Origin of the sequence: Streptosporangium sp. G11 (assembly GCF_051192615.1) — a bacterium.
Classification (GTDB): Bacteria; Actinomycetota; Actinomycetes; order Streptosporangiales; family Streptosporangiaceae; genus Streptosporangium.
Genome location: NZ_JBPJUQ010000007.1, coordinates 15,910 through 35,716, shown reverse-complemented (window position 1 = coordinate 35,716; position 19,807 = coordinate 15,910). Strand labels below are relative to the sequence as shown.

The 19,807-nt window shown below is 70.0% G+C and carries 17 protein-coding genes and 1 pseudogene; 10 read left to right on the top strand and 8 right to left on the bottom strand.

What is annotated here, in order from left to right:
• Positions 1–32: 32 nt before the first annotated feature.
• The 4 genes from ACSDR0_RS09625 (at position 33) to ACSDR0_RS09610 (ending at position 3,006) form a co-directional block, all read left to right on the top strand.
• A complete protein-coding gene (locus ACSDR0_RS09625; protein ID WP_435288412.1) occupies positions 33–611 on the top strand; it encodes a helix-turn-helix domain-containing protein in 579 nt (192 codons plus the stop codon).
• A gap of 192 nt (positions 612–803) precedes the next feature.
• Positions 804–1,832 (top strand): polysaccharide deacetylase family protein, encoded by a 1,029-nt coding sequence (locus ACSDR0_RS09620; RefSeq protein ID WP_435288411.1) that lies wholly within the window; start codon positions 804–806, stop codon positions 1,830–1,832.
• Between the two features lie 203 nt (positions 1,833–2,035).
• Positions 2,036–2,557, top strand: coding sequence for an RNA polymerase sigma factor (locus ACSDR0_RS09615; protein WP_435288410.1), 522 nt, complete (start codon positions 2,036–2,038; stop codon positions 2,555–2,557).
• Positions 2,554–3,006 carry a hypothetical protein gene (locus tag ACSDR0_RS09610; protein WP_435288409.1) on the top strand — a complete coding sequence of 151 codons (453 nt, stop codon included), beginning with the start codon at positions 2,554–2,556 and terminating at the stop codon, positions 3,004–3,006. Before ACSDR0_RS09615 ends, ACSDR0_RS09610 begins: the two co-directional genes overlap by 4 nt.
• A gap of 306 nt (positions 3,007–3,312) precedes the next feature.
• On the opposite strand, the gene ACSDR0_RS09605 is transcribed toward ACSDR0_RS09610, so the two are convergent.
• The gene (locus ACSDR0_RS09605; RefSeq protein ID WP_435288408.1) at positions 3,313–3,990 is read right to left on the bottom strand and encodes a superoxide dismutase family protein; all 678 of its coding nucleotides are present in this window, start codon (positions 3,988–3,990) and stop codon (positions 3,313–3,315) included.
• 417 nt (positions 3,991–4,407) lie between these two features.
• A complete protein-coding gene (typA, locus tag ACSDR0_RS09600) occupies positions 4,408–6,261 on the bottom strand; it encodes a translational GTPase TypA (RefSeq protein ID WP_435288407.1) in 1,854 nt (617 codons plus the stop codon).
• Between the two features lie 232 nt (positions 6,262–6,493).
• Between typA and ACSDR0_RS09595 the strand changes: the two genes are divergently transcribed.
• The 3 genes from ACSDR0_RS09595 to ACSDR0_RS09585 are packed head-to-tail and all read left to right on the top strand — an operon-like array spanning position 6,494 to position 10,685.
• Positions 6,494–7,279, top strand: a complete 786-nt coding sequence (locus tag ACSDR0_RS09595) for an alpha/beta hydrolase (protein WP_435288406.1) — start codon at positions 6,494–6,496, stop codon at positions 7,277–7,279.
• A 53-nt stretch (positions 7,280–7,332) separates the two neighbouring features.
• The gene (pta, locus tag ACSDR0_RS09590; RefSeq protein WP_435288405.1) at positions 7,333–9,375 is read left to right on the top strand and encodes a phosphate acetyltransferase; all 2,043 of its coding nucleotides are present in this window, start codon (positions 7,333–7,335) and stop codon (positions 9,373–9,375) included.
• On the top strand, positions 9,372–10,685 hold the full coding sequence (locus ACSDR0_RS09585; protein WP_435288404.1) for an acetate/propionate family kinase: 1,314 nt from the start codon (positions 9,372–9,374) through the stop codon (positions 10,683–10,685). Before pta ends, ACSDR0_RS09585 begins: the two co-directional genes overlap by 4 nt.
• Before the next feature lie 153 nt (positions 10,686–10,838).
• Here ACSDR0_RS09585 and ACSDR0_RS09580 read toward each other — a convergent pair whose 3' ends face one another.
• Positions 10,839–12,272, bottom strand: coding sequence for an aldehyde dehydrogenase (locus tag ACSDR0_RS09580; RefSeq protein WP_435288403.1), 1,434 nt, complete (start codon positions 12,270–12,272; stop codon positions 10,839–10,841).
• A 564-nt stretch (positions 12,273–12,836) separates the two neighbouring features.
• Between ACSDR0_RS09580 and ACSDR0_RS09575 the strand changes: the two genes are divergently transcribed.
• Positions 12,837–13,748, top strand: coding sequence for a coiled-coil domain-containing protein (locus tag ACSDR0_RS09575; RefSeq protein WP_435288402.1), 912 nt, complete (start codon positions 12,837–12,839; stop codon positions 13,746–13,748).
• A 43-nt stretch (positions 13,749–13,791) separates the two neighbouring features.
• Here ACSDR0_RS09575 and ACSDR0_RS09570 read toward each other — a convergent pair whose 3' ends face one another.
• The 4 genes from ACSDR0_RS09570 to ACSDR0_RS09555 form a co-directional block, all read right to left on the bottom strand.
• Positions 13,792–13,947, bottom strand: coding sequence for a hypothetical protein (locus tag ACSDR0_RS09570; protein ID WP_435288401.1), 156 nt, complete (start codon positions 13,945–13,947; stop codon positions 13,792–13,794).
• 383 nt (positions 13,948–14,330) lie between these two features.
• Complete coding sequence (locus ACSDR0_RS09565; protein ID WP_435288400.1) at positions 14,331–15,959, bottom strand: FAD-dependent oxidoreductase; 1,629 nt, start codon at positions 15,957–15,959, stop codon at positions 14,331–14,333.
• Positions 15,946–17,184 carry an MFS transporter gene (locus ACSDR0_RS09560; RefSeq protein ID WP_435288399.1) on the bottom strand — a complete coding sequence of 413 codons (1,239 nt, stop codon included), beginning with the start codon at positions 17,182–17,184 and terminating at the stop codon, positions 15,946–15,948. Before ACSDR0_RS09560 ends, ACSDR0_RS09565 begins: the two co-directional genes overlap by 14 nt.
• Before the next feature lie 19 nt (positions 17,185–17,203).
• On the bottom strand, positions 17,204–18,001 hold the full coding sequence (locus ACSDR0_RS09555; protein WP_435288398.1) for an alpha/beta fold hydrolase: 798 nt from the start codon (positions 17,999–18,001) through the stop codon (positions 17,204–17,206).
• Between the two features lie 124 nt (positions 18,002–18,125).
• Between ACSDR0_RS09555 and ACSDR0_RS09550 the strand changes: the two genes are divergently transcribed.
• A complete protein-coding gene (locus ACSDR0_RS09550; RefSeq protein ID WP_435288397.1) occupies positions 18,126–18,341 on the top strand; it encodes a 2TM domain-containing protein in 216 nt (71 codons plus the stop codon).
• Complete coding sequence (locus ACSDR0_RS09545; RefSeq protein WP_435288396.1) at positions 18,257–19,189, top strand: class I SAM-dependent methyltransferase; 933 nt, start codon at positions 18,257–18,259, stop codon at positions 19,187–19,189. Before ACSDR0_RS09550 ends, ACSDR0_RS09545 begins: the two co-directional genes overlap by 85 nt.
• A gap of 363 nt (positions 19,190–19,552) precedes the next feature.
• Here ACSDR0_RS09545 and ACSDR0_RS09540 read toward each other — a convergent pair.
• Positions 19,553–19,801, bottom strand: a pseudogene (locus tag ACSDR0_RS09540) (transposase); the annotation flags it as partial.
• Positions 19,802–19,807 lie beyond the last annotated feature (6 nt).

Here is a 19,807-nt window from a genome sequence, read left to right as displayed (position 1 = left end):
GGAGTGCAAAGCAAGTTCACTACACTGAACTCATGGACCCAGAGACGATCACCGCCGCGGTCGCCAACAACGTGCGGGCCCAGCGGGCGCACCGGCAGATGACCCTCGACGAGCTCGCCGCGCGCTCGGGAGTGAGCCGGGGCATGCTCGTCCAGGTCGAGCAGGGCAGGACGAACCCGAGCATCAGCACGCTCACCCGCATCGCCGACGCCCTCGGGGTGACGGTCGCGCGAATGGTGGAGGTCTCCGACACCCCCGTGGTCCGGGTGGTCAGCGGCTCCGACGTCGTCACCTTCCCGCACGGGGAGTCCAGCACCGCGCGCCTGCTGGTCGGCACCGACGCGCCCGCCATCCTGGAGTTGTGGGACTGGCGGCTGGCCCCCGGCGACCACCACGACGGCGACGCCCACCCCCCGGGCACGCGCGAGATGCTGACCGTCCTCGAAGGGCGGCTCACCCTCTCGGTGTACGGCAAGAGCCACGTCGCGGAGACGGGCGACGCGGTCGTGTTCAGCGCCGACCGTCCGCACAAGTACGCCAACGAGGGGGACACGCCGCTGCGGTTCATGATGGTCGTGACGGAACCCCGGGAGACGCCCGACCGCTCCTGAGGCTCCCGGGCGGGCACCTGACCCCGCGGCGCCACGGCCCGCTCCCTGTGCGTCATTCTGTTTTCAAAGTTTCAACTGCCGCATCGGATGAGAGATGGCCCCAGGGTGCGCATCTCGCCGGATGTGGCATGAAGTGGCGCGTCGGTACGGGCAACCGGTGATCGATGTCCCATCCTGGTGAAATACCTGGCCATGATCTTGCGGGGGGACCCGGCCGGGCCGCTCGCCGTCCCCGCGGCGCTTTCGGGGGGAAGCATGCGGGGGTGGCGGGTGTGGGCCGTGCCGGTGGTGCTGCTTCTCACGCTCTGGGAGCGCACGTCCCCGATCGCCCTGGTGGGCTCGGTGGAACCGGCGACAGTGGTGTTCCCCGCCATCGCGGGGCCCGCCGGGTTCGAGCGACCGGTGCCGTCCGGCAGCCCCGGGCCCCAGGCGCCCGTACCGGCCACGCCCGGCGTGCCCGTGCCCACGGCCGGCGCCTCCGGCGCCGGCGAACCCTCGCCGTACGCTCCCGGAGAGCCCGTCCCCACGACCGTTCCCGGGCTTCGACCCGGTGAGGCACGGCCGCGCGGGGCGTGGGAGGACCTTCCCGTCTCTCCCCGGGCGCGCCGGATCAACTGCGTGCGGATCAAGTGCGTGGCGCTGACCTTCGACGACGGGCCGGGGGCCTACACCGGACCGTTGCTCGACATCCTCGCCGGGCACCGGGCCAGGGCGACGTTCTTCGTCGTCGGGCGCATGGTCTCCGGGAGTGGCGTGGGCATCCTCCGCAGGATGGTGGCCGAGGGGCACGAGCTGGGCAACCACACCTGGGCCCACCCGCGGCTGCCCCTGCTGTCGCAGGCCGGGATCAGGGAGGAACTGGGCCGTACCCAGTGGATCGTCAAGCAGGTGACCGGGGTGACGATGATCCTCATGCGCCCGCCGTACGGGCTGACCGACGACAGGGTCGCCGCCGAGAGCCGCCAGCTGGGGCTCGCCCAGATCATGTGGGACGTCGACACGCTCGACTGGCGCGACCAGGACTCCGAGATCGTCGCCCAGCGCGGGGCCGAGGCCGAACCGGGCTCCGTCGTGTTGATGCACGACATCCACGCCACCACGGTCCAGGCCGTCCCCCGGCTGCTGGACCGGCTCGCCGCCAGGGGCTTCAGGTTCGTGACGCTGTCCGAGCTGTACGGTGGGCGCCCCGAGCCGGGGAGGAAGTACTACGGCAGCCCATGACGGCCACGCCGCCGCCGGAGAGCGGTGAGGGAACCGCTGGGAGAAGCGGTGAGGGAACCGCTGGGGGAACCGGTGAGAGGCCTGGTGGGGGAACCGGTGAGAGGCCGGGCGGGAGAACCGGCGGAAGGAGCGGTGAAAGGTCCGGCGGAGGAGGCGTGAACCTTCCGCGCCCGTTTCCCGACTGTTCTGGGCGAGGAGGCAGGGTGACTGACGAACTACTGGTGGTCCGGTGCCGGCTCGGCGAGCGCGAGGCGTTCGCGGAGTTGGTCCGGGCCTGGCACGATCCGGTGTGGAACTACGTACGGCGCATGCTGGGCCCCTCGCGGGCCGACGACGTGGCCCAGGAGGTCTGGGTGGCCGTGGTGCGCGGGCTGCCGCGCCTGAAGGAGCCGGGCAGGTTCGCGCCCTGGCTGTTCACGATCGCCAGGCGCGCGGTGGCCGACCGGCTCCGCGAGGAGTACGCCAGGCCCGAGATCCCCATGGGGGAGGAGCGGGCGTCCGCCGATCCCGCCGACGCCCTCGTGGACCGTGCCGACCTGCTTGCGGGCCTGTCGGAGCTGCCGGTCAGGGAGCGGGAGGTCCTCGTGCTGTTCTATCTGCAGGACCTCTCCCTGGAGGACTGCGCGCAGGTATGCGCCGTCCCCGTCGGCACGGTCAAGTCACGCCTGTCCCGCGCGCGGCGCATGCTGCGCGCCCAGCTCACGGAGAAGGGATACCGAGCATGAACCCCGATGACATGATCGGCAGGCTGGCCGGGCCGCTGTCGCTGCGCCGCCGGGTCGGCAACGTCGTGGCGCTGCTGGGCGGTCTGGGCGGGGCGCTGTTCACCGGCCTGCTGTGGGCCACGGAGCCCGCCCTGCCGGGCCGCACCCACCTGGCCTTCGGCGCGCTGGTCGCGCTCGGCCTGAGCTGGGCCGGTTACGGGGCCTGGGCGCTGACCCGAAGGACGCCGCTGTTCGCCCTCGACCGGGTGATCGCCGCCTGGCTGGCGGTGGCCGCGACGGGCCTGCTGACGGCGGGGACGGCCGCGATCGCGGCCGCCAGGGGCACCTGGGCCGGTACGGCGGGGGTCGCCGTCGCCGCGACGCTGGTCGTGCTCGCTGTGGCGGTCCTGTTCAGGGCCCGTGCCGACCGCGCCGCCCTGCTGCGGCGCAAGCGGGAACTCGGCGGCTGAGGGCCCTCGCGAGGCGGGACGCGAGGGCGGTGAGGCGGGACGCGGAAGCGAGGATCGAGCCGCCGTGTGAGAGTCCCTGACGCCCGGCTGATCGTCCCGGCGTTTCCGGGTGGCCATCCGGTACGGCTCCGTCCCCCTGAGGGAGCCGTACCGGAAGGGATGTCAGGTGAGCAGCACTACGAGCGTGGTGAAGGCCACCCACGAGAGCAGCAGGGCCGGTTGCATCCGGCCGGTCATGATCTGCATGGTGATGATCCCCCTTCCGGTATGGAATCCTGTCCGGCCTCCCTTGGAGGGGGGTGAAAATCACTGGTTCCTGGTGATCACACCGCAGGCGACGCGCCCGCCGGAGTCTCCCGCCTTGAGGGTTTCCGCGTCCGGGCCGGTGCCACCGCCCGGGTGGCTGTAGCGGTCGGGGATGTTGGAGTGGTTGTCCGGCAGGGCGTGGACGATGACGGAGCTGCCGTCGCCGTCGAAGAGCTGTTCCACCCGGAAGCGGTCGGTCACGACGGTCGCCTCGCCGGTGCCGTCCTCGGCGACGAGGAGGTTGGGCAGGTCGCCGGAGTGCCCGCTGTGCCTGGCCGGGTGGATGGTGAAGTGCGCGCCCGCGCTGGAGAAGGGGCTGCGGGTGACCGGGTCGATCGCCCTGGGGTCGCAGACGCCCTTCATGTGGATGTGGAAGCCGTGATAACCGGCGGGCAGGCCGGTGACGGAGACGGAGAGCCTGGACTTGTCGTCCGGCCCGTGGTCGATGCGCAGGAAGCCGACGTTCCTCCCGGCCGTGTCCTTGATGACGGCCTTGGCCGAAGGTCGGGACCACGATGCCGACCCCGGCATCCGTGACACCTGCGAGATCTGCGAGATCTGCGAGTTTTGAGAGGTTTGTGACATCTGTGACATCGCCTGGGCGGCCGGAACGGTTCCGGCTCCGGCCAGCACCGTGCCGAGCGAGACGGCCATGGCGAGACAGGTTCTGTGAAGCATGAGATATCCCCCGTACGAGTCCTGGGCTCCCCTGCCGTGACGGGGAACGGCCAGTACAGGGTTCCTACCCCAGGACAGAGCGGGTGCCGGGGCCACCACGCCGTCTCGCCACGCAAAGTCGTGGCGTGCGAACCCTTGTCCGGCGCGAAACCGGATTGACCACGTCGTCCGGACGAAGTCATCTCATGCGACGCCGGATCAGGCGATGCCGTTTTACGCGGTGCCGGGTCGGATGACGCCGGATCAGGCGATGCCGTTTTACGCGATACGAGATCGGACGACGCCGTCCCAGGCGAAGCCGGATCGGATTACGCCGTCTCACGCGATGCCGGATCGGACGACGCCGTCTTACGCGACGCCGAACCGAACAAAACCGTCCCGCCGGGTGTGCCCGGCGGGACGGTGGAGCGGTGAGGATCAGTTGGTGCGCTTGGCGCGGGCGGTGGTCCTGGCGCGGGTCGAGGCGTCGAGGACGACCTTGCGGATGCGCACGGTCTCCGGCGTGATCTCCACGCACTCGTCCTCGCGGATGAACTCCAGCGCCTGCTCCAGCGAGAGCTGGCGCGGCGGGATCAGCGTCTCCGTCGTGTCGCTCGTCGAGGAGCGCATGTTGGTGAGCTTCTTCTCCTTGGTGATGTTCACGTCCATGTCGTCGGCGCGCGAGTTCTCACCAACGATCATGCCCTCGTAGACCTCGGTGGTCGGCTGGACGAACAGGACACCGCGCTCCTGCAGGTTCAGCATGGCGAACGGGGTCACCGGGCCCGACCGGTCGGCGACCAGCGAGCCGTTGTTGCGGGTGCGCAGCTCGCCGAACCACGGCTCGTAGTCCTCGAACACGTGGTTCACGATGCCGGTGCCGCGGGTCTCGGTCAGGAACTCGGTACGGAAGCCGATCAGGCCCCGGGCCGGGACCACGAACTCCATGCGGATCCAGCCGGTGCCGTGGTTGGTCATGTGCTCCATGCGGCCCTTGCGGACGGCGAGCAGCTGGGTGATCGCCCCGAGGTATTCCTCCGGGCAGTCGATGGTCACCCGCTCGACCGGCTCGTGGATCTTGCCGTCGATGAGCTTGGTGACGACCTGCGGCTTGCCGACGGTCAGCTCGTAGCCCTCGCGGCGCATCTGCTCGACCAGGATGGCCAGCGCCAGCTCGCCACGTCCCTGCACCTCCCACGCGTCGGGACGTTCGGTCGGCAGGACGCGCAGCGACACGTTGCCGACGAGCTCCTTCTCGAGCCGGTCCTTGACCATGCGGGCGGTGACCTTGGAGCCCTTGACCCTGCCGACCAGCGGCGAGGTGTTGGTGCCGACGGTCATGGAGATCGCGGGCTCGTCGACCGTGATGAGGGGCAGCGGGCGCGGGTCCTCGGGGTCGGCGAGGGTCTCGCCGATCATGATGTCCGGGATGCCGGCGATCGCGATGATGTCGCCGGGGCCCGCCTCCTCGGCGGGCTTGCGCTCCAGCGCGTCGGTCATCAGCAGCTCGGTGATCTTCACCCGCTGGATGCTGCCGTCGGTGCGGCACCAGGCGACCTGCTGGCCCTTCTTGATGGTGCCCTGGTGGACGCGGCAGAGCGCGATCCGGCCCAGGTAGGACGAGGCGTCCAGGTTGGTGACGTGCGCCTGCAGGGGGGCCGTCGGGTCGTACACCGGGGCCGGGATCGTGTTCTTGATGACCTCGAACAGCGGCTCCAGGTCCTCGGAGTCCGGCATCCCGGCGTCCTCGGGGCGGTTGAGCGAGGCGCGTCCGGCCTTGGCCGAGGCGTAGACGATCGGGAAGTCGATCTGCTCCTCGGTGGCGTCCAGGTCGATGAAGAGCTCGTAGACCTCGTCCACGACCTCCTTGATCCGGGAGTCGGGGCGGTCGACCTTGTTGATGCACAGGATGACCGGCATCTTGGCGGCGAACGCCTTGCGCAGCACGAACCGGGTCTGCGGCAACGGCCCCTCGGAGGCGTCGACCAGCAGCACGACACCGTCGACCATGGACAGGCCCCGCTCGACCTCACCGCCGAAGTCGGCGTGGCCCGGGGTGTCGATGATGTTGAGCGTCATGCCGCCGTGCTTGACGGCGGTGTTCTTCGCGAGAATGGTGATCCCCTTCTCGCGTTCGAGGTCGTTGGAGTCCATGACACGGTCATCCACGTCCTGGTTGACGCGGAAGGCGCCCGACTGCCAGAGCATGGCATCCACGAGAGTGGTCTTGCCGTGGTCGACGTGCGCGATGATCGCGATGTTCCGCAGGTCGTCGCGGCTGTTCAAAGGCATGATGGAGTCTCACTCTGTGATCGTGGAGGCTGACCGCGGACTGTGCGGCCCTCCCATTTTAGTTGATCCGGACAATCGCTCTCACGCCTCCGGCGTATGAAGGGCGCCAATTCACCCTCCGGACACCCTCCGGCACCCCCGCCGGGGCCTGCGACCTGTACGGCGGACGGGGTCGTGCCCGGGGCACAACCGGGGCGCAACCGGGCGTGCGGCACTCCCTAAGCTCGGATCCATGCCTCTCGCACCGTCGTTTCCCGTAATGCTCAAAACCCGGGACAATCTGCGGATAGACGCCGCCCACACCCCCTCGCGCGGCACGGACGACCTCGGGATCGTCCTGGCCCACGGCTTCACCGGGTCGCTCAGGGAACGCGCCACGCGCCGCATCGCCCACGTGCTCAGCGGGTTCGGCGGGGTGCTGGCGTTCGACTTCAGGGGACACGGCCGCTCGGAGGGCTGGTCGACCGTGGGAGACCTGGAGATCTTCGACGTGGAGGCGGCGGTACGGCACGCGCGGGCGATCGGTTACCGGAGGGTCGTGACCGTCGGGTTCTCCATGGGCGGGGCGGTGGCCGTACGGCACTCGGGGGTGCTGGGCGGCACGGACGCGGTGGTGTCGGTGAGCGCGCCCGCCCGGTGGTACTACCGGGGGACCAGGCCGATGCGACAGGTGCACTGGGCGATCGAGAGGCCGGTCGGGCGCCTGGCCGCGCGCCTGGGCAAGCGCACCAGGATCACGAAGGGCGTGTGGGACCCGCTGCCGCTGGCGCCGTACGAGGCGGCCGCGAAGATCTCACCGGTGCCGCTGCTGGTCGTGCACGGCGACGCGGACCGGTTCTTCCCCCTCGACCACGCGCACCAGATCTACGAGGCCGCGCACGAGCCGAAGGAGCTGTGGATCGAGCCCGGCTTCGGCCACGCGGAGTCGGCGGCCACGCCGGATCTGGTCCGCCGCATCGGGCGATGGGCCGCGGTCGGGTCCTGCCCGCCGGAGGATGTCTATCCTCGTGAAGATTGACCATATGGCGATGTCGATGTGACGGCGGCGGGCAGAGGCGAGGGGCGGGACGCATGCGGAGCATCTATGTTGCGGGTCTTGGGCGGGGAGACGGCAGGCAGATCGTCGAGCTCGGCCTGATGGAGCTGCTGACCGGGCGGGTCGATCGCACGGGGGTGTTCCGGCCGATCACCGGGGGCGGGGAGGACCGCACCCTGGAGCTGCTCAAGACCAGATACCGCCCCGCCGCCTCGGCGGTCGGGGTGACCGCCGAGGACGCCGCGGAGATCTACGCCGAGCGGGGCGCCGAGGAGCTCATCGGCCGCCTGGTCGCCCGCTTCCACACCCTGGAGCGCGAGTGCGACGCCCTGCTGGTGCTCGGCAGCTCCTTCGACACCGACGACCTGCCGCGCGAGCTGGCCTTCAACGCCCGCCTGGCCGCCGAGTTCGGCGCCCCGGTGATCGTGGTGGTGGGCGCGCACGGCGACGCCGCCGAGGAGATCGCGACGGAGATGCGTACCGGCTACCAGGTCTTCTCCGACCTGGGCTGCACGGTGCTCGCGGTGATCGCCAACCGGGTGCCCGAGGGCACGGTCATCGAGTGCGACCTGCCGGTGCCCTGCTACGCCGTGCCCGAGCATCCGTCGCTGTCGGCGCCGACCGTCGGGCAGGTCATGCGGGCCGTGGACGCCGAACTGATCCAGGGCGAGGACGGCCTGCTCCGCGACGTGCTCGGGTTCGTGTTCGGCGGGGCCACGCTCCCGGTGTTCCTGGAGCACCTCGCCGACGGAGCGCTCGTGATCACGCCGGGCGACCGCGCGGACCTGCTGCTGGTCTCGCTGGCCGTTGAGGCGGCCGGTACGGCGAGGCCCGCCGGGGTCGTCCTCACCGTGGGGGAGAGGCCCACCGAGGCCGTACGGGAGCTCACAGCCCGTCTGGCGCCCGGCGTGCCGGTGCTCGCGGCCGAGCAGGACAGCTTCACCGTGGCGACCACCCTGGCCGGGCTGGAGGGGCGGCTCACCGCCGACAACCCCCGCAAGATCGAGACGGCCCTCGGCCACTTCGAGACCCACGTGGACGCGGCCGGTCTGGCCGACCGGATCGAGCTGACCCGCTCCGAGCGGGTCACCCCGATGATGTTCGAGCACACCCTGCTGGAACGGGCACGGGCCGACAGGCGGCACATCGTGCTGCCCGAGGGCGAGGAGGACCGCATCCTGCGGGCGGCCGAGATCCTCCTGCGGCGCGGCATCGTCGACATCACCCTCCTCGGCAGGGAGGACGTGGTGCGGCGGCGGATCGGCGACCTCGGCCTCGACCTGTCGGGCGTGACCGTCGTCGACCCGCTGACCTCGCCGCTGCGGGAGTCGTTCGCCGAGGAGTACGCCGCGCTGAGGGCGCACAAGGGCATGACCTCCGAGCTGGCCGTGGACGCGGTCGCCGACGTCAACTTCTTCGGCACGATGATGTTGCACCGGGGCCTCGTGCACGGCATGGTCTCCGGGGCCGCGCACACCACGGCCGCCACGATCCTGCCCGCCTTCCAGATCATCAAGACGGTCCCCGACACCTCGATCGTCTCCTCGGTGTTCTTCATGTGCCTGGCCGACCGGGTGCTCGTCTACGGCGACTGCGCGATCAACCCCGACCCCGGCGCCGAGATGCTCGCCGACATCGCGATCTCCTCGGCCCGTACGGCGAAGCGGTTCGGCGTCGAGCCGAGGATCGCGATGCTGTCCTACTCCACCGGGGAGTCGGGCAGCGGCGCCGACGTCGACAAGGTCCGCGCCGCCACCGCCCTGGTCGCCGAGCGGGCGCCCGACCTGCTGGTCGAGGGGCCCATCCAGTACGACGCGGCGGTGGACGCCAGGGTCGCGGCCGCCAAACTGCCCGGGTCGCGGGTCGCCGGCCGGGCGACCGTGCTGATCTTCCCGGACCTGAACACCGGCAACAACACCTACAAGGCCGTGCAGCGCTCGGCCGGTGCCGTCGCGGTCGGGCCGGTCCTGCAGGGGCTGCGCAAGCCGGTCAACGACCTGTCGCGCGGGGCCCTGGTCACCGACATCGTGAGTACCGTCGCCATCACCGCCGTACAGGCGCAGGAGGTCACCCCATGAGCGAGCGAGTCGCGCGGACGACCGGGACCTCCGGCCGGGACGGCGACCCGGATCGGAGAGCCGGTACGGCCCGGGATGGCGGCCCGGACCGGAGCGTCGGCGAGGACCGAGAGGTCGACCCGGACCGGAGGGCCGGCGAGGCCCGGGAGGGGGAGCCGGGCCGGGGGGAACTTCCCGGCCGGGTGCTGGTCCTCAACTCCGGGTCCTCCTCGCTGAAGTACCGGCTCCTGTCCGGCGCCGAGCGGCTGTCCTCGGGGATGGTGGAGCGCATCGGCGAGCCCGGCTCCCCGGTACCCGACCATCGGGCGGCACTGAAGGTCGTCGCCGACCGGCTGGCCGCCGACGGCCTGGGACTCGACTCCCCGGAGCTGACCGCGATCGGGCACCGGGTGGTGCACGGGGGCACGGCCTTCACCCGGCCCACGTTGATCACCGACGAGGTGGTCAGGGGGATCGAGGAGCTCATCCCGCTCGCGCCCCTGCACAACCCCGCCAACCTGGCGGGCATCGAGGTCGCCAGAAGGCTGCGCCCCGACCTGCCGCAGGTCGCCGTCTTCGACACCGCCTTCCACGCCACGATCCCCCCGGCCGCCTCGACGTACGCGATCGACCGCGAGGTGGCCGAGCGGCTGGGCGTGCGGCGCTACGGCTTCCACGGGACCTCGCACGCGTACGTCTCCCGCCAGGCCGCCCTCCTCGCGGGCGGGCCCGGGGCCAACGTGATCGTCCTGCACCTCGGCAACGGCGCCAGCGCCTCGGCGGTGTCCGCCGGGCGGTGCGTGGACACCTCCATGGGCATGACCCCGCTTGAGGGCCTCGTCATGGGGACCCGCAGCGGCGACCTGGACCCGGCGGTGGTCCTCTACCTGGCGCGCACGGGAGGCATGTCCCTCGACGAGATCGACACGCTGCTCAACCGGCGCAGCGGCATGCTCGGCCTCTGCGGCGACAACGACATGCGCGCGGTGACGGAGCGGGTGGCCGAGGGCGACCCGGACGCCGAGCTGGCCATGTCGGTCTACTGCCACCGGCTCCGCAAGTACGTCGGCGCCTTCTACGCCGTTCTCGGCACGGTCGACGTCATCGCCTTCACCGGCGGTGTCGGGGAGAACTCCGACCTGGTCAGGGGGAGGGCGCTGGCCGGTCTCGGGGCGCTCGGCATCGTCGTCGACCCGGTGCGCAACGCGCGGGGCGACACGCTCATCTCCGCCGACGCCGGGGCCGTGAAGATCGCGGTGATCCCCACGGACGAGGAGTTCGAGATCGCCCGGCAAACTCTTATGGCCGTTTCCAGAACCAATCGCGGATAGAACACGTCTACCAAGCAGTGGATGGATGAAATCCGCCGGGAGAAGTCCGCGGGACCCGAATCATCGCTCGGCGATCGTCGTGGGACATACTTCTTGTGGTCGGATGGTCGCCCAGCGTCGCGGGGGTGCGCTGGGCGGTCCATCCGGCCGCTCTCAGCCCAGGCGGGCGATCGACTTGTACTCCAGGTAGGCCGACAGTCCCTCCGGGCCCAGCTCGCGGCCGAGGCCGCTGCCCTTGAAACCGCCGAAGGGCGAGCTGTTTTCGATCATGAAAAGGTTGATGCCGTAGGTGCCGGTGCGCACCTGGCGGGCGACCTCCATGCCGTGTTCGGTGTCGGCGGTCCAGACCGTCCCGGCCAGGCCGTAGTCACTGTCGTTGGCGATCCGGATCGCGTCCTTCTCGTCCTCGTACGGGATCACCGCCAGGACCGGCCCGAAGATCTCCTCGCGGGCGATGCGCATCTCGTTGGTGGCCCCCGCGAAGACGGTCGGGGCCACGTACCAGCCGCGGTCGTGGGGGCGCTCCAGGCCGCCGACGACCGGCTTGGCGCCCTCGTCGATGCCGATCTTGATGTAGCTCTCGACCCGCTCCTGCTGCCGCTTGGCGACCATCGGGCCGATGCCGGTCGCCGGGTCGGACGGGTCTCCGACCGGCATGCCCCGTACCATCGCCGAGACCGCGTCCACGACCTCGTCGTAGCGGTTGCGTGAGGCGAGGATGCGGGTCTGGGCGACGCAGGCCTGGCCGTTGTTCATCAGCGAGGCGATCGACAGGAAGCCCATCGCGGAGGGCAGGTCGCAGTCGTCCAGGATGATCGCGGCGGACTTGCCGCCCAGCTCCAGGGTGCACCGCTTGAGCTGCTCACCGCAGATCGCCGCGATGCGCCGCCCGGCGGCGGTGGAACCGGTGAAGGCGACCTTGTCCACGTCCGGGTGGGAGATCAGGTACTCGCTCGTCTCGCGTCCGGCGGTGACGATGTTGACGACGCCGTCGGGGATGCCCGCCTCCTTGACCATCTCGGCCAGCAGGTAGGAGTCGAGCGGGGTCTCGGGCGCGGGCTTGACCACGATCGTGCATCCCGCGACGAGGGCGGGGGCCAGCTTGATCATGATGACGAACTGCGGGACGTTCCACGGGACCACGGCGGCCACCACGCCCACCGGCTCGCGGCGGACGGTCACGGTGCCGAACGTGCCGGGACGCTCCTCCTCGACGGGGAAGGTCTTGCCCAGCTCGGCGTAGTACTGGAGCATGCCGAGCGGCTGCGGGGCCTGTGCCAGCTGGGAGAAGGTGATCGGGGAGCCCATCTCCAGGGTGATGAGTTCGGCCATCTCGCCCTGGCGGGCCGCGTAGATCTCGGCGAGCCTGCCGACGACGGCCGCGCGCTCGGCCATCGTCATCCGGGGCCACGGGCCGTGGTCGAACGCCTGGCGGGCGGCGGCCACCGCCCGGTCCATGTCGGCGGGGGTGCCGTCGGGGACCCGGCCGACGACCTCCTCGGTGTGAGGAGAGACGACGTCGATGATGCCGGTCCCGGCGGGGGCCACCCAGTCGCCTCCGATGAAGAGCGTGTCGTGCTGGCGCATGATGTATTGCCTCCTGGTGGGCGGGCCAGAGTCGCGATTCTCGGACGGTTTCATCCGTTTCCATCCGCTGGGAAGGGCGCCACGCGCCCCACCGCTGCTTGAGACCGAATCATGTTCTGTCGCTGATGACAAGGGCGGTCGGCGTCTTCGTCACATGTCTTCGTCGGCGGCTTCACCGCATGGCTTTGTTGCATGTCCTCGTCGCCCGGGAAGAGACGTCTTCGTCCCGCGGGAGGGGGCTCCGGGAGAGGTCTCCGCCCCTGGGGTGGATCGGTCTTCTTTCCGTGCGCGGGGGCCTCTGGTTCCCCGGATTGCTCCCTGGATTGTTCCCTGGGGCGTTCCCCGGGTGGGGAGGTCTTCGTCCCGTGAGGGGAGGGGTGCTTCCTGTGCGAGGATTTGCCCGAGTGGCCAGGGTGACATGTCTCGCAGTACCTGTTTAAATCACCCTAAAGAGGTAGATAGGTCATCAATGGTGCGCGAGTTCCTCCGTTCCGGTGGCGAGCTCCAAGATCGCCTTCTATAGTTTCGCTCCGTCTATGAGGGGGCTCCGGAGGTGAGCGAAGCGTGAGGCCGACTCGCGCAGCCGCATTGGCTGCCGTACTCACCGTGCTACTCCTGTCACCGGCCGTCGCCGGGGCCACTCCCCTCCGGACGGCCAAGCCCAACCCCGAGGCCGAGCTCAAGAAGCTGACCCAGGAGGCCGCCGCGCTCAACAAGAGCTACCGCGGCCAGGTGCAGAGCCTGGAGGAGACCCGGGTTCAGGCCAGCAAGGCCACGACCAATGCCAAGAGCCTCAGGCGCGCCCTGGCCAACGCCGAGACCGACGTCGTGCGCTTCGCCCAGACCGCCTACATGGGCGGCGCCCTCGACGACGGCAACCTGCTGAGCTTCCAGGGCAACGCCAACCTGGCCCTCGGCCAGGCCGCCACCATGTCCTACCTGGCCAGCCGCCGCGCCACCCAGCTCAACCGGGTCAAGGACCTCATCAAGAAGGCCAAGGCCGCGGAGAAGTCCGCCGACGCGAAGATCGTCAAGCTCAAGAAGGACATCGTCGACCTCAAGCGGCAACGGGTCAGGATCGAGAAGCTCCTGGCCAAGTACGGCTTCCAGACCCCTTCGGGCAGCGGCGGCCTGACCCCTAGAACGATCAGCATGCGCAACCTCGTGCTGCAGAACTTCCCCATGCCGTACGGCTACGGCTGCCTGCGCCCCGGTGACCCCGGCGACCACGGCAGCGGCCGGGCCTGCGACTTCATGATGAGCACCGGCGGCAGCGTCCCCACGGAGGACGCCATGGACCGCGGCAACCGCCTCGCCCAGTGGGCCATCGACAACGGCAACCGCCTCGGGGTCATGTACATCATCTGGCAGCAGAAGTACTACGACGTCCGCACCGGCGCCGGATGGAAAATGATGTCCAACCGAGGCGGCAACACCGCCAACCACATCGACCACGTCCACATCTCGATGTTCTAGCTGCAAGGCTTCCGACCCGCGGTGATCTCGTCGGGCGGGACTCTCAGGGCACATCCGGGGCACTTCGGCCCGTCGTCCACGCGTCTTCGATGACCTGCCTCATGCGGTCCTCGGTGGAGGGCATCAGGTACGTGTGGGTCCGCAGGGTGAACCCGGGGTCGGCGTGCCCGAGGAAGTCGGCCACGGCCTTGATGGACACGCCCGCTCCAGGAGCACCGAGGCGAAGTGGTGGCGGAGCATGTGGAAGCCGTTCTCGCGGGTTGTCGGGATGCCCGCCTTGATCAGGGTCGGCTTTCAGACGAAGCGGCTGAACTCGGTCCGGTTGACCAGGCTGTGCAGCTTGGTCGTGAAGATCAGCTCTGCCGGGTGCGGCGGTCCTTCCGGCATCCTCCAGGGCAACGTGATCCCGACCGGCGGGAAGGCCGGTTGGTGATCGGAGAGCCGCAGGGCAAGGCTCTCCGGCAGGGGGCGGAGTTCCTCTTGCGTTGGCTTCCGGACCCGTCGCGCCGGCGCACCTGCCACCGGTCGCCGCTGCCGTACTCGGGGTGGGGTCCGACGGTTTAATGGCGACCCATAGACACATCAGTCTTCGGCGAGCGCCGCGTGGATGGACGAGACCGCGCTCGCGCCGTCACCGACGGCCCTGGCAACGCGTTTCGTCGAGCCCGAACGGATGTCGCCGACCGCGAACACCCGGGGTGCGCTCGTCTGGAACGGCAGCAGCGGACCGGCCGATCCGGCGGGCAGCTGGACATCGGTGAGGACGAAGCCGTCGTCTGCCTTGGCCACGCCGGTCAGCCAGTCCGACACCGGATCGGCGCCGACGAAGCAGAAAAGCCCGTGGCTGGCCAGCCGTTCCGGCCGCTCGCCCGGCCGCTCGACCATGATCGATGTGAGGATGCCGTCGCCGGCCAGTTCGCGGACCGTGCTGCCGGTGTGGATCCGAATTTGGGAATGGGCACGGATTCGGTTGGTCAGGTAGGACGACATGCGGGCTCCGAGGTCGTGGCCGCGGATGACCAGATCCACCGTCGCGCCCCGGGCGGCGAGGGACAGGGCCGCCTGTCCCGCCGAGTTGGCGCCCCCGACCACGGTCACCGGCTGACGTTCGTAGCCTCGGACGTCCGACTCGGTGGCCGAGTACCGGATGAAGCCGGACTTCTCGAACGCCGCCCATCGGGGGATGTCGAGACGCCGGTATCGGGCCCCGGTGGCGGCGATCACCGCGCGGGATCGGATGCGTACCCCGTCCTCCAGCACGACGGCCGGTCGTCGATCGTCGGAGAGATCGAGACCCGTCACCGCGCACGGCGAGTGAATCCGTACGCCGAACTTGAGTGCCTGGACCATGGCCAGGCGGGTCAGGTCCACGCCGCTGACCCCGTCGGGGAAGCCCAGGTAGTTCTCGATGCGGGCGCTCTTGGCGGCCTGTCCACCGAGCCCGCTTCGGTCCAGGAGGACGGTGACGAGCCCCTCGGACGCCCCGTACACGGCAGCGGCCAAGCCCGCCGGACCGGCGCCGACGACGACGAGGTCGACCGGACGTCCGTCGGCCCGGTAGGTGAGGCCGAGCGCCCGCGCGACCGTCCCGGGCGTCGCCCGCCGCACCACCGAGCCGTGGCTCACCGCGGCCGGAAGGTCGTCCGCTGACAGGCCCGCCGACGTCATCAGCGCGCGCCCGGTGGGTGTGGTCGCGCTGCGCCAGGTGTGCGGCAGGAGCATCTGCTCCACGTAGGTACGCAGTTCCAGGGTCTCCGCGGTGTCCGGCTGACCGATGATCTCCAGGGCGCCGCCGGCGGCCGAGCGGATGACATCGCGTCGTTCACGGAACGCCGCGAGCAGCACCCCGGCGATGTCGTCCTGTTCGGCGAGGGCCTGGCGCAACCGCTCGGCCCCGATTCGCACGACCGTCCCGGCGGACACCACCCGAGCGGTCAGGTAGACGTGCTGACCGGTCAGCAGGTTGAGCTCGCCGAGGAAGTCGCCGGGGACGCCCTGATAGATCACCTGTTCGGGCTCGATCGCCGTCGCGGTCCTGACGATGTCCACTTCCGCCGTCAGGAGAAGGAAGAAGTCGTAGGAGTCGTCACCGGAGGCGTACAGGTCCAGGCCGAGTTCGGCGGGCTCCTCCTCCCCGTAGCCGGCGAGCCGGCGGAACTGCTCGTCGTTCAGCACCGGCCCGCGCTGCGCCGCACGGTCACCGTGCGACATCGGGTGCCCGCTTCTTCCGAGTGATGGTCAGCACGTACAGGAGCAGACCGGCCGAGGTGAGGACGAAGCCGGCCCAGACGGTGGACAGGGTTCCCCAGCCTGCTTCGAGGGTGATCGCGCCGCCGATCGCGCCGAGAGAGTTGGCGAGGTTGAGGGCGGCCAGGTTGAGCGCGCCCATCAGGGTCGGGGCATCCGGCGCGAAGCCGGTCAGCCTGACCTGGATGGTGGGGATCGCGAGCATCATGGTCGCGCCGACGCCGAACAGGCAGGGCAGCAGGATCAGCAGGTCGCCGCCGGCCACGCCGATCACCACCAGGAGCGCAAGGACGCCGCCGTAGCCCCAGATCAGACCACGGTGCTCGTATCGGTCGGCGACGCGTCCCCCGAGATGGTTGCCGACGGCCATGCCGAGGCCGAAGACGGCGAGTGCGATCGGGATGAGCGCGGCGTCCCGCAGCGCCGCGTCGGTGACGAAGAGGCCGATGAACGTGTAGACGGCGAAGATGCTGGAGATGCCGAGCGCCGCGACGGTGACCATCAGCCAGACGTTGAGCCGGCGCAGGCCGTTCAGCTCGTTCCTGACGGGACTGCCGTGCAGGTCGTCGGTACGGGGCAACCAGGCCATCAGCGCGGCGCCGGCCAGCAGGCCGACGGCGACCACGGTCCAGTACATGGCGCGCCATCCGGCGTGCTGGCCGACGAAGGTACCGAGCGGCGACCCGGCGATGGTGGCAACGGTAAGTCCTCCCATCACGTTGGCGAACGCCTTGCCGCCCTTGCCCGGCCCGTACACATACGCGGCGACGACGGCCCCGGCGCCGAAGAACGCGCCTTGCACACTGCCGGCGACGAATCGGAAGACGACGAGCGCCGCGATGTTCGGCGCCAGAGCGGACAGCACGTTGCCCACCAGGAAGAGCACGACCAGGCCGAGCAGCAGCGTACGCCGGTTGACCCGGGCGGCGAGCAGGGTGATCACCGGAGAGCCGATCACCACCCCGAAGGCATAGGCGGTGATCGCGTGCGTGGCGACCGGGACCGACACGCCCAGATCAGCGGCGAAGAGCTGGATGATGCCGTTGCTGCCGAACTCGCCGGTGCCGATCGCGAAAGTGCCCAGCGCCAGCGCGAACAGAGTCAGCTTCGGGTTGCCGACGGGCGACTCGGCGGAGGTGTGCCGTTTCTCCTCGGCGGCGCACTGGCTTTCATACGCGTGAGTATGCATCGACGCCTTCTCCGAGGCGTCAGCGCGCGGCACGTTTGATGAGGTCGGCCGTCACGGTGGGCTGCGAGATCATCGCGACATGGGAGGCAGCGACCTCGCGGGCCTGTGACCCGGCCCGCTGCGCCATGAACCGCTGTGCCTCGGCCGGAAGCACATTGTCATTTCTGGCTACGAGGTAGTAGGAGGGAATGGTCTTCCAGGCCGGGGTGCCGGACGGCTCTCCCAGCGTGCGCGTGTCGGCGGGCCGCTGACCTGCCTGCATCAAGTCGGTGGCCGACTTCGGCACGTCGCCGGCGAAGACGTCGTGGAAGAACGCTTTCTTGATGTATCCGTCGACGAGGCCCTCACCGTAGGGGCGGAAGTCCAGCGCTGTTTCGTTGAGCTTGCTTCCCGGAAACCTGGTTTGTAGTTCCAGCAGCGACTCACCCTCGTCGGGGGCGAACGCGGCCACGTAGACCAGCGCTTTCACACTCGGGTTGCCGACCGCGGCGTTCGTGACGACGATTCCGCCGTAGGAATGCGCGGCCAAGACGATCGGACCGTTGAGTGTGGCGAGGATGCTCGCCAGGTAGGCGGAGTCAAAGGCCACGCCGCGCAGCGGGTTCGCCGGGGCGATGACCGGATAGCCGTCGCGGACGAGCCGGGCGGCGACGTCGTTCCAGCCGGAGGCGTCGGCGAACGCGCCGTGCACAAGGACCACCGTGGGCTTGGGCCTGGCCCCCGGTCGGGGATGCGCCTGGGCCTGGGACGTTCCCAGCAGGGCACTGGTCGCGACCGCGGCGGATCCGGCCAGCATCGCTCTACGAGTCGTCGTCATGATATGGACCTTTCAACGTGTGGTGTTCGCACCTCGATTGCAGATCAATGTAGAACCCGGACAGTTGACGATCACTGAACGAGCGACTCAGTCGTCGTCAAGTACGCCGACGTAGCTTTCGGGCATGAGACCGGCAAAAAGCGAAAGCACCCGAAGGTGGGGCCTACGGATTCACCTGCTCTTTTATGTTCTGGCCAATCTGGCTCAGGTCGTGGTGTGGCGGGTCTACGACCCGGAACACTTCTTCTGGCCTATGTGGTCGATAGTCTTCTGGGGCATCGGACTGGCCTTCCATTTCTGGGGTGTCTACTCGCCGCCCACATCGAAAACCGGTCAGTGAGAGCCGCGTCGTTCCTCCTCAAGTTCGTGCGCGCCCCTACGACGGTCGGCGCGGTGGCGCCGAGCGGCCCGGCGCCGGCCAGGGTGGCGGCGGTGCCCCGGACCGGCTCTCCGGTCGTGGTGGAACTCGGCACCGGCACCGGCGCCTTCACCGACGCCATTCAGCGGCGCCTGGCGGGACGCGGCCAGCACATCGCCGTCGGGATCAATCCACGGTTCGCGCAGCAGCCGGCCGCACTCCATCCGGCGGTCGACATCGTGAACACGGACGCGGCCGACCTCGCCGCGGTGCTGGCGCAGCGTGGGCTCAGCCAGACCGATGTCGTGGTCAGCGGCCTTCCGTGGGCGGCGTTCACCGAGAACCAGCAGCGTGACGTGTTGGCCGCGGTGGTCGCCGTCCTGCCGCCGCACGGCGTGTTCACCACGTTCGCGTACGTGCGCGCCCGGTGGGCCCCACCCGCCCGCGCTGCCGCGATCCTTGCGGTCGCGCTTCAAGGAGGTCGCCATCAGTCGGACGGTGTGGGCCGGCCTCCCGCCCGCGCTGGTCTACTTGTCGTCCCAGCGTGGCCCCTGGCGCCTACTGAGCGGTCAGGTCGTCGAGCGGTCGCTCGGCGCGGAGGGCGAACAGATGTGCCTCGCGTTCGACGGACAACGTTCGAGCCCGTTCGGTGGCGGCTCGGACGGCGGCGGAAGGCGCGCCCGCAGCAGGAGCAGCAGCCCCTCGGCGTAACGCCGGCCGTATATGTCGAGGAACGGGTTGGCCTGGTCGAAGACCTCGGCGGCCTCGTCCAGGTTCCCGGCCGCCGGCCACGTCCCGCCGAGCGGCCCGTACCAGACGGCCAGGCCTGAAGGCGGATCGGGCAGCGCCGAGCCGACGTGGCCCGCCCGCATCCCGTCCAGCGCGGTGAGCAGCGTCAGGGCGGACAGTGTCGGCTCCGCCAGACCCGCCGTGCGCGCCACCTGCGCGGCGGCCGACCGCAGACGCCGGGAAGCGGCCTCGTGTGTGGACTTGTTACCCGCGCAACGGCCCGCGCGTACCAGCGCGTCCATCCTGTGGTCCGGATCGGCCGGCGGACCGGCGGCCCACAGATGATGGGCGAGGCGCTCGGCCACCGGATCGTCGTCCGAGGCCGTGCGCTCCAGCGCGTCCGCCACCTGGTCCCCCGATAGGTCGCGACGGTCCGGCAGGCCTCGACGCCCAGCAGCGCGGTAATCGATCACCCAGGCGGCCGGGTCGATCGCCGCGTCCATCCGCCAGGCCGGCTCGGCCGGCATCAGCTGGTGCGACCAGGGGGCATCGGTGAGGAACCGCTGCAGCCCTTGGCGGTCCACGCCCAGCCGGGCCGCCATCGGCTCCATCGATTTACGCGCCCCGTCGGCCAGCAGACCGCGCACACACCGCTCGCCCCATCGCCGCTGATCGACACGGGCGAAACAGGAGAACACCTCAGCGGCGAACATCTCCAG

Excerpts from the sequence above, each read along its gene's own strand:
- ACSDR0_RS09625 (WP_435288412.1), top strand. The coding sequence starts at position 33 with ATGGACCCAGAGACGATCACCGCCGCGGTCGCCAACAACGTGCGGGCC.
- ACSDR0_RS09620 (WP_435288411.1), top strand. The coding sequence starts at position 804 with ATGATCTTGCGGGGGGACCCGGCCGGGCCGCTCGCCGTCCCCGCGGCG.
- ACSDR0_RS09610 (WP_435288409.1), top strand. The coding sequence starts at position 2,554 with ATGAACCCCGATGACATGATCGGCAGGCTGGCCGGGCCGCTGTCGCTG.
- ACSDR0_RS09605 (WP_435288408.1), bottom strand. The coding sequence starts at position 3,990 with ATGCTTCACAGAACCTGTCTCGCCATGGCCGTCTCGCTCGGCACGGTG.
- typA (WP_435288407.1), bottom strand. The coding sequence starts at position 6,261 with ATGCCTTTGAACAGCCGCGACGACCTGCGGAACATCGCGATCATCGCG.
- ACSDR0_RS09595 (WP_435288406.1), top strand. The coding sequence starts at position 6,494 with ATGCCTCTCGCACCGTCGTTTCCCGTAATGCTCAAAACCCGGGACAAT.
- pta (WP_435288405.1), top strand. The coding sequence starts at position 7,333 with ATGCGGAGCATCTATGTTGCGGGTCTTGGGCGGGGAGACGGCAGGCAG.
- ACSDR0_RS09585 (WP_435288404.1), top strand. The coding sequence starts at position 9,372 with ATGAGCGAGCGAGTCGCGCGGACGACCGGGACCTCCGGCCGGGACGGC.
- ACSDR0_RS09580 (WP_435288403.1), bottom strand. The coding sequence starts at position 12,272 with ATGCGCCAGCACGACACGCTCTTCATCGGAGGCGACTGGGTGGCCCCC.
- ACSDR0_RS09565 (WP_435288400.1), bottom strand. The coding sequence starts at position 15,959 with ATGTCGCACGGTGACCGTGCGGCGCAGCGCGGGCCGGTGCTGAACGAC.
- ACSDR0_RS09560 (WP_435288399.1), bottom strand. The coding sequence starts at position 17,184 with ATGCATACTCACGCGTATGAAAGCCAGTGCGCCGCCGAGGAGAAACGG.
- ACSDR0_RS09555 (WP_435288398.1), bottom strand. The coding sequence starts at position 18,001 with ATGACGACGACTCGTAGAGCGATGCTGGCCGGATCCGCCGCGGTCGCG.
- ACSDR0_RS09550 (WP_435288397.1), top strand. The coding sequence starts at position 18,126 with ATGAGACCGGCAAAAAGCGAAAGCACCCGAAGGTGGGGCCTACGGATT.